The 14495-nt window shown below is 40.5% G+C and carries 14 protein-coding genes; 5 read left to right on the top strand and 9 right to left on the bottom strand.

The features are described from left to right. Positions 1-4: 4 nt before the first annotated feature. Positions 5-1237 carry a nucleoside permease gene (locus JL001_RS09165; protein ID WP_200975801.1) on the bottom strand — a complete coding sequence of 411 codons (1233 nt, stop codon included), beginning with the start codon at positions 1235-1237 and terminating at the stop codon, positions 5-7. A gap of 293 nt (positions 1238-1530) precedes the next feature. On the opposite strand from JL001_RS09165, the gene JL001_RS09160 reads away from it, so the two are divergent. The 4 genes from JL001_RS09160 (at position 1531) to JL001_RS09145 (ending at position 5158) form a co-directional block, all read left to right on the top strand. Further along, positions 1531-2697 carry a Gfo/Idh/MocA family protein gene (locus JL001_RS09160; RefSeq protein ID WP_200975800.1) on the top strand — a complete coding sequence of 389 codons (1167 nt, stop codon included), beginning with the start codon at positions 1531-1533 and terminating at the stop codon, positions 2695-2697. A gap of 172 nt (positions 2698-2869) precedes the next feature. Beyond that, on the top strand, positions 2870-3922 hold the full coding sequence (locus JL001_RS09155) for a sugar phosphate isomerase/epimerase (RefSeq protein ID WP_200975799.1): 1053 nt from the start codon (positions 2870-2872) through the stop codon (positions 3920-3922). 28 nt (positions 3923-3950) lie between these two features. Next, the gene (locus JL001_RS09150; RefSeq protein WP_200975798.1) at positions 3951-4373 is read left to right on the top strand and encodes a c-type cytochrome; all 423 of its coding nucleotides are present in this window, start codon (positions 3951-3953) and stop codon (positions 4371-4373) included. A gap of 47 nt (positions 4374-4420) precedes the next feature. Further along, positions 4421-5158 (top strand): DUF1080 domain-containing protein, encoded by a 738-nt coding sequence (locus JL001_RS09145; protein ID WP_200975797.1) that lies wholly within the window; start codon positions 4421-4423, stop codon positions 5156-5158. Between the two features lie 81 nt (positions 5159-5239). Here JL001_RS09145 and JL001_RS09140 read toward each other — a convergent pair whose 3' ends face one another. From JL001_RS09140 to JL001_RS09105, 8 genes are all read right to left on the bottom strand, one after another. Beyond that, complete coding sequence (locus JL001_RS09140; RefSeq protein ID WP_200975796.1) at positions 5240-7483, bottom strand: NADP-dependent isocitrate dehydrogenase; 2244 nt, start codon at positions 7481-7483, stop codon at positions 5240-5242. A gap of 356 nt (positions 7484-7839) precedes the next feature. After that, the gene (gene panB, locus JL001_RS09135; protein WP_200975795.1) at positions 7840-8661 is read right to left on the bottom strand and encodes a 3-methyl-2-oxobutanoate hydroxymethyltransferase; all 822 of its coding nucleotides are present in this window, start codon (positions 8659-8661) and stop codon (positions 7840-7842) included. A gap of 8 nt (positions 8662-8669) precedes the next feature. After that, complete coding sequence (locus JL001_RS09130; protein WP_200975794.1) at positions 8670-9173, bottom strand: phosphoribosyltransferase family protein; 504 nt, start codon at positions 9171-9173, stop codon at positions 8670-8672. Between the two features lie 114 nt (positions 9174-9287). Further along, positions 9288-10211 carry a ribosome small subunit-dependent GTPase A gene (rsgA, locus tag JL001_RS09125; RefSeq protein ID WP_200980357.1) on the bottom strand — a complete coding sequence of 308 codons (924 nt, stop codon included), beginning with the start codon at positions 10209-10211 and terminating at the stop codon, positions 9288-9290. Between the two features lie 2 nt (positions 10212-10213). Next, complete coding sequence (locus JL001_RS09120; RefSeq protein WP_200975793.1) at positions 10214-11461, bottom strand: 3-deoxy-D-manno-octulosonic acid transferase; 1248 nt, start codon at positions 11459-11461, stop codon at positions 10214-10216. 102 nt (positions 11462-11563) lie between these two features. Further along, entirely contained in the window at positions 11564-12082 is a 519-nt protein-coding gene (locus JL001_RS09115) for a hypothetical protein (protein ID WP_200975792.1), read from the bottom strand. A gap of 118 nt (positions 12083-12200) precedes the next feature. Then, positions 12201-12830: a peroxiredoxin gene (locus JL001_RS09110; RefSeq protein WP_192008800.1), complete on the bottom strand. Its 630-nt coding sequence runs from the start codon at positions 12828-12830 to the stop codon at positions 12201-12203. Positions 12831-12869: 39 nt separating this feature from the next. Further along, complete coding sequence (locus JL001_RS09105; protein ID WP_200975791.1) at positions 12870-13283, bottom strand: Fur family transcriptional regulator; 414 nt, start codon at positions 13281-13283, stop codon at positions 12870-12872. 148 nt (positions 13284-13431) lie between these two features. On the opposite strand from JL001_RS09105, the gene JL001_RS09100 reads away from it, so the two are divergent. Next, the gene (locus JL001_RS09100) at positions 13432-14421 is read left to right on the top strand and encodes a DUF6588 family protein (RefSeq protein ID WP_200975790.1); all 990 of its coding nucleotides are present in this window, start codon (positions 13432-13434) and stop codon (positions 14419-14421) included. Positions 14422-14495 lie beyond the last annotated feature (74 nt).

The raw sequence follows: 14495 nt of genomic DNA, 5'->3' as shown, positions 1-14495 counted from the left end.
GCTTTTAAGCAGCCACTGGAGCTGGCTTCTTCTCTTTGAAAGCTAATGCAAAAGTCAATGCCACCAATACTGCTATACCGGAAGGAATCAACCAGATAGTTTGCCAATCATGAGCGCCTTCTGGAGACACATATGTATCAGTGATCACACCTGCTACCCAAAAGCCAATCAACATCCCAACACCATAAGTAGCGAGAGTAATCATTCCTTGAGCGGCACTCTTGAATTTTTCGCCAGCTTTGGAATCCGTGTAGATCTGCCCTGAAACGAAGAAGAAGTCATAACAAATACCATGAAGTGCAATACCAATCAACAGCATAAATGACAATTCATTTACATTACCATATGCAAACAATGCATAACGGACTACCCAAGCGATCATCCCCACGAGAAGTGTCTTCTTAATTCCGAATTTACCAAAGAATACAGGCAACAGCAACATAAACAGAACTTCACTTACTTGTCCCAAAGCCATTTTACTGGTAAGGTTTGTCATTTCAATTTCACCTAAAAACAAGCTAGCATTCTGATAGTAGAAAGCCAAAGGGATACATATCATGATGGAAGCAAGGAAGAAAATCAAATAGTTTTTATCCTTTAGCAAGGCAAACGCATCCAAACCTAAAATTTCAGAGATAGATTTTTTCTCTCCCTTGGCTATTTTAGGAGGGGTTTTAGGCAGCATAAAGCTATAAATACCCAATACCACTGAAGCAATACATGTCATCAAAAACGTGTTTCTCAACATGCCCGCGGCAGCATTCTCGGAAGAATCCCAAGCAAAAACCAAACTGATCACCAAACCAGCTACAATCCATCCAATGGTTCCCCAAACTCTAATTACCCCAAACTCCTTTTCAGGGTTGGACATTTGATTAAAGGAAACAGAATTTACAAGGGCCAAGGTCGGCATATAAGCCACCATATACGCAAATACATACGGGTAAAAGGCTGTAAAATCCTCAGCATTGTACATCTGGAACATCAAGACTGCTCCAACCAAATGCAGGACTCCCAAAATCCTTTCTGCATTAAAATACTTGTCTGCTATCAGACCAATAATAAAAGGAGCGATGATCGCCCCAAAAGATTGCGTAGAAAACGCTGCTGCACTCTGAGCACCAGTTGTGCTTAAGTTTTTTTCAAGAAACAGTCCAAGGGTTACAAACCAACCTCCCCAAATAAAAAACTCGAGGAACATCATAAAGGACAGCTTAAACTTCGTATTGAAACTCATAGGTTTTTGATAGGTTTTTTGTTTTATTTTTTAATTTCCAACTTAAAAAGAAAAAGCCAAACTACTTAAATATTAATTTAAATTTTAGCGATTTTCGTTTAATTTTAGTTTTTCTGGTACAAACATATAAGTATAGGAGTTCTGTTTTATTAATCTATGCCATTCACATGACTATATCGCATTTTATCATTAAAAGAACCGACATCTATAACCATAAACTCATCTTGCAGAACATTTCTTAAACCACATTACCAAATTAAAAAACGATTACATTAAATAACCCAAGAATAATTATGAACCATCGTAAACTTCGAATGGGTATGATTGGAGGCGGTCCAGGATCTTTCATTGGAGCCGTCCATAGAATAGCCGCCAATATGGATGGCCAAATAGAATTGGTAGCTGGAGCTTTCAGCAGCAACCCTGAAAAATCGGCCCAGGCTGGTGCTGAGTTATTTTTAAATCGAAGCCGCATTTATCAGTCCTATGACGAAATGTTTGAAAAGGAAAAAGAGCTCCCCGAAGATCAAAGAATCGACTTTGTAAGCATTGTCACTCCTAACCATGTTCATTTTGACCCGACCGTAAAAGCCCTGAAAAATGGCTTTCATGTGGTACTGGACAAACCAATGACTTTGACCTATGAAGAGGCAAAAGAGCTGGATCAAGTCATTAAGGACACAGGCATGCTTTTCTGCCTTACCCATACTTACACGGGCTACCCTATGGTAAAAGAAGCCAAACAACTAGTTTCCAATGGCACCTTGGGAAACATCCGAAAAGTCTATGTGGAATACCCTCAAGGCTGGCTATGGAAAAACGTCTCTGAAGAAGAAAACAAACAAGCAGGCTGGAGAACAGACCCCAAGCGAAGTGGAGTGGCCGGCTGCATGGGAGATATAGGCACACATGCCCTGAACTTAGCAGAATATGTCAGTGGATTGAAACTGGACAAACTTTGCGCTGACCTAAACACAACACTTCCGGGAAGGACATTGGACGATGACGGCATTGTGCTATTGAAGTTTGAAGGAGGAGCATCTGGTGTACTTATGGCTTCTCAGGTCGCCACAGGTGCGGAAAACAACCTCAAAATAAGAGTTTACGGGGACAAAGCAGGATTGGAATGGCAGCAAGAAGACGCCAATTCCCTTATCGTCCGACACCAGGAGCAACCTGATCAAATTTATCGTGCGGGAGCCAATGTCCCGTACCTATCCAGCTATGCATTGGCCAATTCAAGAACACCGGCAGGACACCCTGAAGGATACCTGGAAGCTTTTGCCAATCACTATAGAAATTTTGCCAGAACGCTCACTGCTAAACTAAACGGCACAGAACCAGAAAAAGAGTGGCTTGACTTTCCAAGCACTGAGGACGGGCTTAGAGGCATGGCCTTTATAGAACATGTGGTAAAAAGCGGTCAGTCTGAGCAAAAATGGACCGAATTTAAACTGTAATTCAAAAGAGTTGCCCAAAGTCACTGCCATTGGCACTGAATACCATCCTTTATTGGATTTTCCAGTTCAAAAAACCACGGTTTTGTAAAAAAATATTACAAAAGGATGTATTTTGCAATTCAAAACATATGCTAAAACGATTAATTAAGATAAACTTAAAAGACCCTGTAGTATGAAGACCATTAAAGGACCTGCGCTATTTATAGCTCAATTTGCAGACGATAAGGCTCCTTTTAACAACCTTAAAGACATCAGTGAATGGGCCAAAAGCATTGGTTATAAAGCCATTCAGATTCCATCTTGGGATAGTCGCTTTATCGATTTGCAAAAAGCCGCCGAAGATCAATCTTATGCTGATGAAATCAAAAGCACTGTTGAAAATGCTGGACTTGAGATCTCAGAACTGAGCACACACTTACAAGGGCAATTGGTTGCTGTAAATCCGGCCTATAATGAATTGTTTGATGCTTTTGCTCCTGAAGAGTTAAAAGGAAACCTAAAAGGCAAATCAGAATGGGCTACCCAGCAACTTATGTACGCAGCCAAAGCTTCCAAAAACTTGGGACTTACTGCTCATGCCACCTTCAGCGGTGCATTGATGTGGCATACGGTTTACCCTTGGCCTCAGCGCCCTGCAGGCTTGGTAGATACAGGTTTCGAAGAATTAGCGAAGAGGTGGTTGCCTATCTTGGATGAATTTGATAAAAATGGTGTAGATTTATGCTATGAACTTCACCCTGGTGAAGACCTTCATGATGGAGTGACATTTGAGATGTTCTTGGAAAAAGTAAACCATCACCCAAGAGCAAACATCCTTTATGATCCAAGCCACTTCTTACTGCAGTGCCTGGACTATGTTCAGTTCATAGACTTCTATCATGAGAGGATCAAAATGTTCCATGTGAAAGACGCTGAGTTCAACCCAACTGGCAAACAAGGAGTATACGGAGGTTATCAAAGCTGGATCAACAGAGCTGGAAGATTCAGGTCACTGGGAGATGGCCAAGTCGATTTCAATGCCATTTTCAGCAAGCTTTCCCAATATGACTTTGATGGGTGGGCAGTACTGGAATGGGAATGTGCCATCAAACATCCTGAAGCAGGAGCAATTGAAGGTGCTAAATTTATCAAGGAAAAAATCATCAGGGTCACTGAGAAAACCTTCGATGACTTTGCCTCTGCAGGCACTGATGAGGAATTGAACAAAAAAGTATTAGGAATATAAATTCAAATCAAAACAAACCTATAGACCAATGAATTTCAGTAAAGTAGCAAGCGCAGGTGTGATCGCACTTGCAGGATTAGCTTATGCTTGTGGCGGAAGCTCCGACACCAAAAGCGAGGAAACAACAAATACCCCAGCTGCCGCTCCAGCCAAAGAAATGAGCTTTGACGAGATGTACAAAGACAATCCTGACTATGTCAACGGACTTGCATTAGTCAAAGAATCTGACTGCCCTAGCTGTCATATGGTGGAAAGAAAAATCGTAGGACCTGCTTACAAAGATGTTGCAGAAAAATACGAAAGCACAGAAGAGAACATTGAAACACTTGCCAAAAGAGTCGTTGCAGGTAATTCAGGAGAATGGGGAGAGGTTCCAATGCCAGCTCACCCAGGACTTTCCGAAGACGATGCGAAAAAAATGGTCAAGTACGTTTTAATGCTGAAAAAATAAACCCTAAAGAGGCCTTTGAAAGGCCTCTTTTATAATCTTAATCAGATATGAAAAAAAACATTTTATCCCTAACAGTCTTAGCGCTTTTGGCCACATCCTGCGGAGCTGGTCAGAGTAAGGACACTTCCTCTGAAGAAACCGTAACCGTTCAGAGTACTTCCAATGAAAGTGAAGGAGATTGGACCATCCTTTTTGATGGATCCAACATGGACAGCTGGAAAACCTACAATAAAGAATCTCTAGGTGCTGCATGGAAAATGGAAAATGGTGTTCTATACCTTGACTCTTCTGAAAAAGAAGGTAGAGGAGACCTTGTTACCAAAGATGAATACAGTAATTTCCACCTTAAACTGGAATGGAAAATTTCCGACAATGGAAACTCTGGATTAATGTTCATGGTACATGAGGATGAGCAATTCAGACACCCGTATGTTACAGGTCCTGAATACCAGTTGTTAGATGATGAAGGCCACCCTGATGGCAAAAATCTTAAGCATAGAACCGGTGACTTGTACGATATGATCCAAGCTACAGAAGAGGCTTCTAATCCAGTAGGAGAATGGAATACTACAGAAATCATCGTTGAAGATGCCAAATTAACCTTCAAACTAAATGGAGTAACCACTGTTGAAACTACCATGTGGGATGACAGTTGGAAAGCACTCATTGCAGAAAGTAAATTCAAAAACGCAGAACATTTCGGCATATATAAGAAAGGCAAAATTGCTCTTCAAGACCATGGCAACAATGTTTACTTCAAAAACATCATGATCAAGGAACTATAAAATTTTCCTTATCACATTAAAATAAGAAAAGGCCATCCGCATTACGGATGGCCTTTTCTATTGCATTCATTGAGTGACAAATTACACACTCGCTGTAACCATTTCCAAGATTTCGTTTAAGGTCTTGCTTGGTCTCATGGCATTAGAAGTCTTTGCTTCGTCAGGCTTAAAGTAACCTCCGATATCCACAGGATTTCCTTGAGCACCATTCAATTCATTAATAATTGTTGCTTCATTTTCCTCCATAGCCTTCGCCACTTTGGTAAAAATCTCTTTCAATGCAGCATCCTTATCTTGGGCCGCCAATGCTTCTGCCCAGTAAAGTGCCAAATAGAAATGACTCCCTCTGTTGTCCAATTCATTCACCTTTCGGGATGGGGACTTTCCATTTTCGAGGAATTTACCAGTAGCCTCATCCAAAGTCTTACCTAAAACAATGGCCCTTTCGTTGTCAAAAGTATTGCCCAAGTGTTCCAAAGAAACAGCCAATGCCAAAAACTCACCCAAAGAATCCCATCTAAGGTGACCTTCTTCCACAAACTGCTGAACGTGTTTAGGAGCAGATCCTCCGGCTCCCGTTTCAAATAAGCCTCCACCATTCATCAATGGTACAATGGAAAGCATTTTAGCACTCGTGCCCAATTCCAAAATAGGGAACAAATCCGTCAAGTAATCCCTTAAAACATTACCTGTAACGGAGATGGTATCTTTTCCTTCCTTGATTCTTTCCAATGAGAAACGGGTTGCTTCCACTGGAGAAAGAATCTTGATCTCCAATCCTTCCGTATCATGTTCAGGGAGATATTTATTTACTTTTTCGATCAACTGGGCATCATGGGCTCTGTTTTGATCCAACCAGAAGACAGCAGGTACTCCTGTGGCTTTGGCACGGTTTACAGCTAGTTTCACCCAATCTTGGATAGGCGCATCCTTGGTTTGGCACATTCTCCAGATATCTCCTTTTTCTACAGCATGCTCCATTAATGTTTCACCAGCAGCATTAAGCACTTTCACCTTTCCTTCTGCAGGAATCTCAAAAGTCTTATCATGAGAACCATACTCTTCAGCTTTTTGCGCCATCAAACCTACATTGGGAACACTCCCCATGGTGGTAGGGTCAAAAGCACCGTGTTCCTTACAGAAGTCAATGGTTTCCTGATAAACACCTGCATAAGAGCGATCTGGAATAATTGCTTTGGTATCTTGAAGTTTATCGTTTTTATTCCACATCTGACCTGATGTTCTGATCATGGCCGGCATGGAAGCATCAATAATCACATCACTTGGAACATGCAAATTGGTAATTCCCTTGTGGGAGTTAACCATGGCCAAATCAGGGCTGTCAGCATAGCAAGCTTCTATATCAGCCTCTATTTCCTTACGCTTTTCAGCTGGAAGTTTGTCCAAAGCACTGATCAAATCACCAAACCCATTATTAACATCTACACCAATCTCCTGAATGGTCTGGGCATGTTTTTCAAATACTGGCGCAAAGAAAACCTTAACAGCATGGCCAAAAATGATAGGATCAGAAACTTTCATCATAGTAGCTTTCATATGCAATGAAAACAGAATGCCTTGTTTTTTAGCATCTTCTTTTTGCTCAGCCAAGAAAGTTTCCAGTTTTTTAACACTCATCACAGAAGCATCTATCACTTCACCTGCTTGAAGCTTCAATCCCTCTTTTAAGATGGTGACAGCACCATCTTTACCTTCCAATTGAATTTTAACAGTTCCCTCTGCCGGCATGGTCAATGAAAGCTCACTTCCGTAGAAATCACCTTCGCTCATGCTCGCCACATGAGATTTGGAATCAGCACTCCACTTACCCATGCTGTGTGGGTTGTTTTTGGCATACTGCTTCACCGCCTGAGGAGCTCTTCTATCCGAATTACCTTCTCTTAAAACTGGATTTACAGCACTGCCTTTAATTTTATCATACTTGGCTTTTACGCCTTTTTCCTCTTCGGTTTTTGGTTCGTCCGGATAGTCCGGCAATGCATAGCCTTGTCCTTGAAGTTCCTTGATAGCTGCTTTCAATTGGGGAATCGAAGCACTGATATTAGGCAGCTTCACAATATTGGCTTCTGGAGTTTTAGCAATCTCTCCCAATTCGGCCAATGCATCACTGATGCGCTGATCCTCTTTTAAATACTCCGGGAAGTTGGCGATAATCCTACCCGATAAAGATATATCCCTGGTTTCTACTGCCACACCAGCTGAATCTGTAAAAGATTTAATAATAGGCAACAAAGAATAGGTTGCCAAAGCTGGCGCTTCATCGGTCAGCGTATAAAGGATCTTCGGTGTTTTTGTAGTGGTCATTTTATTAAAATTTCGACACGACAAAGCACAACCCAAAGTTGGCCTGTGTGTATATTGACTAAATAATTATTTGATTAAATGCCGGTGCACTTGATTTTGCCGCTAAAATACGCAAAATATCGCGCATTCAAAGGTTAAAAGCGGAATAGGGAGTGGGTAGACCAAAAGCCTAAATGAATTCAAATAAACAAAAACTTTGTTTACCTGCTACAACTCAACCTGATACCAACAAATATTCTATGACATCAGGTTATTGATGAAATTAATTGGGATTACCATCATATGCTTGCTGCTATCAAAAGGTTCAATTTTATGGAAATCACCCTGATTTTATCTTTCCAAAACGTTGGAATAGATCAATAGCTTTCCTTCTCACTTGGAAAGTCTTTGGACTTCACATCTTTGATGTAACCTTCCACAGCCTCTGTCATTACACCTCTCAAGTCCGCATATTGCCTTAAAAAACGAGGTTTGAACTCTTGAGTAATCCCCAACATATCATGTACGACCAATACTTGTCCATCCACATGAGGACCTGCTCCAATGCCGATTACTGGAATGGACACATGCTCAGCGACACGCTTGGCAAGTTCTGCAGGGATTTTTTCCAAAACAATGGCAAAACAGCCACATTCTTCCAAAACCTTGGCATCTGAAATAAGCTTTTCCGCTTCATCCTCTTCCTTGGCCCTCACCGTATAAGTTCCAAACTTGTAAATAGACTGAGGGGTCAATCCCAAATGTCCCATTACCGGAACCCCAGCGCTTAATATCCTCACCACTGATTCCTTGATTTCAGCTCCTCCTTCTACTTTCACCGCATGCGCACCGGCCTCCTTCATGATACGGATGGTAGATCTCAAAGCCTCAGATGAATTCCCTTGATAAGAGCCAAAAGGAATATCCACTACCACAAAGGCACGTTTTACAGCTCTCACTACAGATGAGGCATGATAAATCATTTGATCCAAAGTAATGGGCAAAGTGGTCTCATGTCCTGCCATAACATTAGAGGCTGAATCTCCAACCAAAATGATATCAATTCCCGCGGCATCCAAAATCCCCGCCATGGAAAAATCATATGCTGTTAGCATGGAGATTTTCTCTCCTCTGTTTTTCATTTCCTGAAGCACATGAGTGGTAATTCTCTTTATATTGGAAGACTGATTAACAGACATGGTTGATATTATTGTAGGTAAACAATGGAATCGCTCTCATTAAGTACCACCTCGATATTTTCGCTCAAGGTGGTTGCTAGTTCGTAACCGGTATAATCGGCAGAAACTGGAAACAATTTATGGCTTCTGTTGACCAAAACAGCTACTTCAATTTTCTTGATCTCATACTTCAAAAAAGGCTCCATTGCATAAGTCAATGTCCTTCCTGAATTAAGCACATCATCCACAATGATCAGACACTTATTCTCAAAGTCAATATCATGGGAAAGCTCCACTTCAGGTTGTTTTTTGGTAAACTTATCAAGTGTGATTTTCATCTTTTCGACTTTCAAAGGAGATATTTCCTTTATTCTATCCACCAATAGGCCCGCAAAGACGTAACCCATACCTGAAATTCCGGCAAATACCACCTCTTCTTCACCCACATTTCTTTCATATATTTCATACGCTATTCGGGTGATTTTCTGTTGGATTTGCTTATGGTTCAGCACCAAAGTTTTTATTTCACTCATGATGATCTGATCAAACTGTTTTAAAAGGGAAAATTAGTTTAAAACCGAATGGATTCAAAGATTTACATTAAATAATGTAGAGAACAGTAAGCATGCCGCATTTAGCAATCTTCCTCAACGATAAGTATCTTCCTCATTGAGTATTTTGACATAGCTATCATATCGATAGGGATGAATGTATCCTTCTTCCAGCACCTCCAACACCTTGCAGCCGGGTTCATTGAGATGCTTACAGTTGTTGTATTTACACTGTCCCAAATACTTTCTCATCTCCACAAAATAATGAGACAGTTCTTCTTCTTCAATGTCTAGAATTCCAAACTCCTTAATACCAGGTGTATCAATCAAATAACCACCATCTTCCACTGGAAACATTTCCGCAAAAGTAGTGGTATGCACTCCCTTGGAGGTAAAGCTGGAAACTTCCTTGGTAGACTGCCCTGCATCTGGCACCAATTTGTTAAGCAAGGTGGATTTTCCTACTCCAGAATGTCCAGAAAGCAACGTTGTTTTTCCTTTAAGTTTTTCCGAAAACTGACTCTTCAAATCGGCATCATGCAAAGCGGATATTTCCATGACCGGATACCCCAAGGGTTCATAAATCTCACGAATATCCTGCAAAAACTCTTGATCCTTTTCCTTTTTGATTACATCAATTTTATTGACAACCAAAGTGGTGGGAATTCGAAAACTTTCTGTACTTACAATAAACCGATCAATAAAACCCAAAGAGGTCCTTGGCTGTTTTAATGTAATCACCAAAAAGGCTTGGTCTATGTTGGAAGCCAGGATGTGGGAAAAATGGCTCTTTCTGGTGGACTTGCGGATAATATAGTTTTCCCGGGGCAAAATACTGGAAATTATGGCTGTCTCTTGGTTCTCCTCTTTTGACAAAGTCACAAAATCTCCTACAGCAATCGGATTGGTCAGCTTCAGGTCATCCTGTTTGAACTTCCCACGTAGCCTGGAGTTGATCTGACCCTCATCAGTATCCACAAGGTACCAACTACCTGTTGACTTAATTACCCTTCCTTTTATGTTCATAAGATCATTCTTTGCACTCCATTGATGATTTTTTGGGCACTTCCCAGATTATCTCTCACCAATCTATCTGCAGATTTGGCTGCCTTCTCATAAGCCTTTACATCTTCCAAAGCTAAGACTATTTTCTCAAACGTCGCTTTGTCTGCCACTTCAAAGCCACAACCACAACCTTCACTGATAGCTGCTTCTGGGAACTTACTTACTCGCTTTAGCTTCCCAAACAACACCGGAACCCTAAAAGCCAATGGCTCCAATATATTGTGTAGACCTTTGCCAAAAGCGCCACCCACATAAGCCAAATGAGCAAATTGATATAGGGAAGAAAGCATCCCTATATTATCTATAAACAGCACATCGGCTTTTCCCGATTCACTGTCAAGCATTTCAGAGTATTTTAAACAGGGCTTGGTAATTTGGTTCCTCCATGAATCAATAATACTGTGATTGATATCATGAGGTGCAATGATATATTTATACTGGTCATGCTTATTGATAAACGGAATGATCAACTCCATATCCTCTTCCCAAGCACTCCCCACCACGATTACTGGATCGGTGCCCACAAATGCCTCTACTTCAGGAAATACTTTTGGAGCTTCAGAAATCACCTGTACGTTATCATAACGTGTATCACCTGCAATGCTGACGTTGGTTACCCCAATTTCGTCTAACAACTTCACCGTTTGCTGGTTTTGGGTATAAATATGGTCAAAACACTTTAACACCTTACGGAAAAAGCTACCATATGGCTTGAAATAAATCTGTTCCTTACGCATGGAAGCCGAAAAGAGAAACAAAGGGATACTGCGTGCTTTTGTTTCAAAGATGTAATTGGCCCATAGGTCATATTTCACAAAAAAAGCCACATTTGGATTTACTAAGTCCAAAAACCGCTGCACATTGGCTTCGGTATCAAAAGGCAAATAGGTAATCATATCGACATGGATCTGAGGCTTTTTGATTACATTTTCATAGCCACTTGGACTAAAAAAAGTAACCAAAACAGCATGATCTGAAAAAGCATTTTTAAATGCTGCTATCACGGGCTTTGCCTGCTCATACTCCCCGAGAGAGGCCACATGAAACCAAGCCAAGTTTCCTGAAACTTCTTTCCTGAAATTTTCAAGTTGATCAAAAACTCCTTCCCTCCCCTTTACAAGTCGCGACAGTTTAGACTCACCTCCTTTGGTCAATTGTAACAAACCAGACATGGCCCAAACAGAAAAATCATAAAACAATTTCATGCCCAAAATTAACAAGATCGGAACAAACCTCCTTCATTGTAGGTCAATAAATAGCCTCACTTCACCATTGTCAAACTCCTTCAAGGATCATTTCCTTAATCTCTATTCCAACCATTCAATAATCTCCAAGGTAAAACCAAAAAAGCAGTCATCCACACAGTTCTCAGGTACATATCCACAACTCTTTACAAGTCCATTATCAAATTCGGTAAAATAAATGGTATTGGAATTTGGATCCACTGTCAAGTATTCTTCCTTACAAACATCATAAAGTTCATCCAAGGTAATTGGATCAGCCCCTTCTGTGTCAGCTCCAACTTTTTCACCTTCCTCCACATAACTATAAACTATTTCTTGGCCTCCTTCATTGTCCGGAAGATAACTTTGAAACTCCCTTTTGGTCACCAAACCTTTCAATACCGTAATGGTGGTAATCGAACTGTAGCCTGTCCAAGAAGAAGTACTTACCTGATAGCGGTAAGATTCTTCATTTTCCGTTTTCAGAACTTGCCAGTTTTTTTCACTTTTCTCCAATTGATTTTGGTGATCATCTTGGCCACTATCGCAAGAAAAAAGGAAAAGAACCATTAAAATTGCCGGAGTGTACCTAAGTGCATTCATAAAACAGATTTTTTAATTAAAAATAAGATTCTCCTTCTAGACGGAACAGCTCCAATAAACGCCACAAAAAAAGCCTCGGCAAAACACCGAGGCTTCATTATTTTGCGTTCAGCAATGATTAGTTTTTAGAAAGGTATTCAGACACACCTTCTTTAGTTGCTTTCATGGCTTCTTTACCTTCTTCCCAGTTAGCTGGACAAACTTCACCGTATTTCTCTACGTGCTGAAGTGCGTCTACCAATCTGATCATTTCGTCGATGTTTCTTCCAAGTGGAAGGTCGTTGATAGTTTCATGTCTAACCACACCTGCTTTGTCGATCAAGAAAGAACCTCTAAAGGCAACTGGAGCACCTTCATAAGTCAATTCTCCTTCTTCATTGTAGTTCCACTCACCGGCCAAAACGCCATAGTTGTGAGCGATAGTTTTTGCAGGGTCAGCAACCAATGGGTAAGTAACACCTTCAATACCGCCGTTTGCTTTTGGAGTAGATAACCAAGCAAGGTGAGTTTCTTCTGTATCACAAGAAGCACCTACTACAGCTACACCTCTTTTTTCGAACTCAGCCAATTTCTCTTGGAAAGCCAAAATTTCAGTTGGGCATACAAAAGTGAAATCTTTTGGGTAGAAATAGAAAATCACTTCTTTTTTACCAATGAACTCCTCCAAAGAAAAGCTTTCAACGATTTCTTCTCCGTTGATAACTGCTGGTGCGCTAAACAAAGGGGCTTTTTTTCCTACTAATGACATACTTTTAAATTTAAATGATTAGTTATGTTTAATTTATTTTTATTTGTTGTGGCCCTTTATGACCACGGATATATCCTCCACTTCGAAATCCTTAATTTTATTTTTTTCAAAGAAGCCTTTAATCAAAGTCTCCAGCTCTTTATTCTGGTAATCCCTGATTTCATTGGTTTCTTTATCATACAAGTGACTGTGAGCCTCAAGAATGGCATCAAATCTCATCACTCCATTATTATCCACAAATTTTTGAATGATCTGGGCATTCACAAAAGTATCCAGCGTTTTATAAACCGTACCTAGTGAAATGGACGGATTGTTTTCCTTAATCTGCTCAAATACCCATTCGGCAGTAGGATGATTATGAGTACTTGACACTGCCTCATAGATCACCATCCGCTGATGGGTAAACTTCAGTCCACCTTCTACAATCTTATTTTTTACCGTTTCAATATTCATTCACAGATAAGAATGATTCTTATTTAGTAATAGTTCCGCAAAAGTAGAAAAGTTAAATTAATTTTCAAAAAAAATCCCCGAGCTACTTTTATGGTCACAACTTTGACTTAAATTTCACTACCTTTATTTAACATAACCAACTATACGAATGAAAAAAATATTATCTTTTTGTTTAGTAGGCCTTTTACTCTCTGGCACTAAAGTTTTTGGCCAAGGCGACATTGATGTTGAAAAAATCTTACAAGCTGGAGTAGATGACCTTAACACCTACATGGGGTATTATGTAGAACCTGCAGCCAAAGGTTTTATCTACAGTATGGGAACAGGCTGGGCGCACACCGCCAAAACTCATAGTACTTTAGGATTTGACCTTAAGTTTTCCGTAAGTGGAGCGAGGGTTCCCGCTAGGTATGAGAACTTTACTTTTGACCCTTCAGAATATGAAAAGTTAAGGGTCAAAGGGAGTAACGGAGCTACTTCTCTGCCCACCCTCTATGGTGATCCTGATGCGAGCGGAACGCTGGAAATCTATGAAGAAGGAATGTTAATTGCTGAAGTAGACATTCCGCCAGGCCTAGACATCCCGGTAAAATATGTCCCAGCCCCAACCATCCAAGGAGCGATTGGCCTTCCTGCTGGATTTGAACTTATTGGTAGGTTTATCCCCAAAGTGTCAGTTGAAGATGCTGAAATTTCCCAGTGGGGATTGGGTGTAAAACATGACATCAAACAACACATTCCAGGTATCAAAATCCTCCCTTTTGACCTTTCCATTTTAGCCGCATACAATTCACTTAATGCGAAATATTTTATAGAAGAGGACATGGGACAATTCGGCGAGATGAGCCTCGATACTTGGACATTTCAAGCTTTAGTAAGTAAAAAACTTTCAATTCTAACCGTATATGGAACAGTAGGCTACAACACTGGTTCTTCCACCTATGACATGCTGGGCACCTACTCCATAGAAGGTACTTCTGAAAGTATTACCGATCCAGTTAATCTTGAATACAATGCAAAGGGGGCTATGGCCACTTTGGGAGCAAGATTTAAGTTTGGACCTGTTTTCCTCAATGGGGATTATACATTCCAAGAGTTTAACACAGTTAGTGTTGGACTTGGCGTAGCTATTCGATAAAGCCATTCAATCACCATTCGTCTTTTAGTTTGCTCAAGATGAATGGTGATTTTCTTTTTGGTTCATCGCATTCA

The sequence above is a fragment of the Echinicola sp. 20G genome, from assembly GCF_015533855.1.
GTDB lineage: Bacteria > Bacteroidota > Bacteroidia > Cytophagales > Cyclobacteriaceae > Echinicola.
The sequence above is the reverse complement of the archived record's forward strand: the minus strand, read 5'-3'. Positions and strand labels throughout refer to the sequence as shown.

Excerpts from the sequence above, each read along its gene's own strand:
- JL001_RS09130 (WP_200975794.1), bottom strand. The coding sequence starts at position 9,173 with ATGAGTGAAATAAAAACTTTGGTGCTGAACCATAAGCAAATCCAACAG.
- JL001_RS09160 (WP_200975800.1), top strand. The coding sequence starts at position 1,531 with ATGAACCATCGTAAACTTCGAATGGGTATGATTGGAGGCGGTCCAGGA.
- JL001_RS09155 (WP_200975799.1), top strand. The coding sequence starts at position 2,870 with ATGAAGACCATTAAAGGACCTGCGCTATTTATAGCTCAATTTGCAGAC.
- JL001_RS09145 (WP_200975797.1), top strand. The coding sequence starts at position 4,421 with ATGAAAAAAAACATTTTATCCCTAACAGTCTTAGCGCTTTTGGCCACA.
- JL001_RS09100 (WP_200975790.1), top strand. The coding sequence starts at position 13,432 with ATGAAAAAAATATTATCTTTTTGTTTAGTAGGCCTTTTACTCTCTGGC.
- panB (WP_200975795.1), bottom strand. The coding sequence starts at position 8,661 with ATGTCTGTTAATCAGTCTTCCAATATAAAGAGAATTACCACTCATGTG.
- JL001_RS09140 (WP_200975796.1), bottom strand. The coding sequence starts at position 7,483 with ATGACCACTACAAAAACACCGAAGATCCTTTATACGCTGACCGATGAA.
- JL001_RS09120 (WP_200975793.1), bottom strand. The coding sequence starts at position 11,461 with ATGAAATTGTTTTATGATTTTTCTGTTTGGGCCATGTCTGGTTTGTTA.
- JL001_RS09165 (WP_200975801.1), bottom strand. The coding sequence starts at position 1,237 with ATGAGTTTCAATACGAAGTTTAAGCTGTCCTTTATGATGTTCCTCGAG.
- JL001_RS09150 (WP_200975798.1), top strand. The coding sequence starts at position 3,951 with ATGAATTTCAGTAAAGTAGCAAGCGCAGGTGTGATCGCACTTGCAGGA.
- JL001_RS09110 (WP_192008800.1), bottom strand. The coding sequence starts at position 12,830 with ATGTCATTAGTAGGAAAAAAAGCCCCTTTGTTTAGCGCACCAGCAGTT.
- JL001_RS09115 (WP_200975792.1), bottom strand. The coding sequence starts at position 12,082 with ATGAATGCACTTAGGTACACTCCGGCAATTTTAATGGTTCTTTTCCTT.
- JL001_RS09105 (WP_200975791.1), bottom strand. The coding sequence starts at position 13,283 with ATGAATATTGAAACGGTAAAAAATAAGATTGTAGAAGGTGGACTGAAG.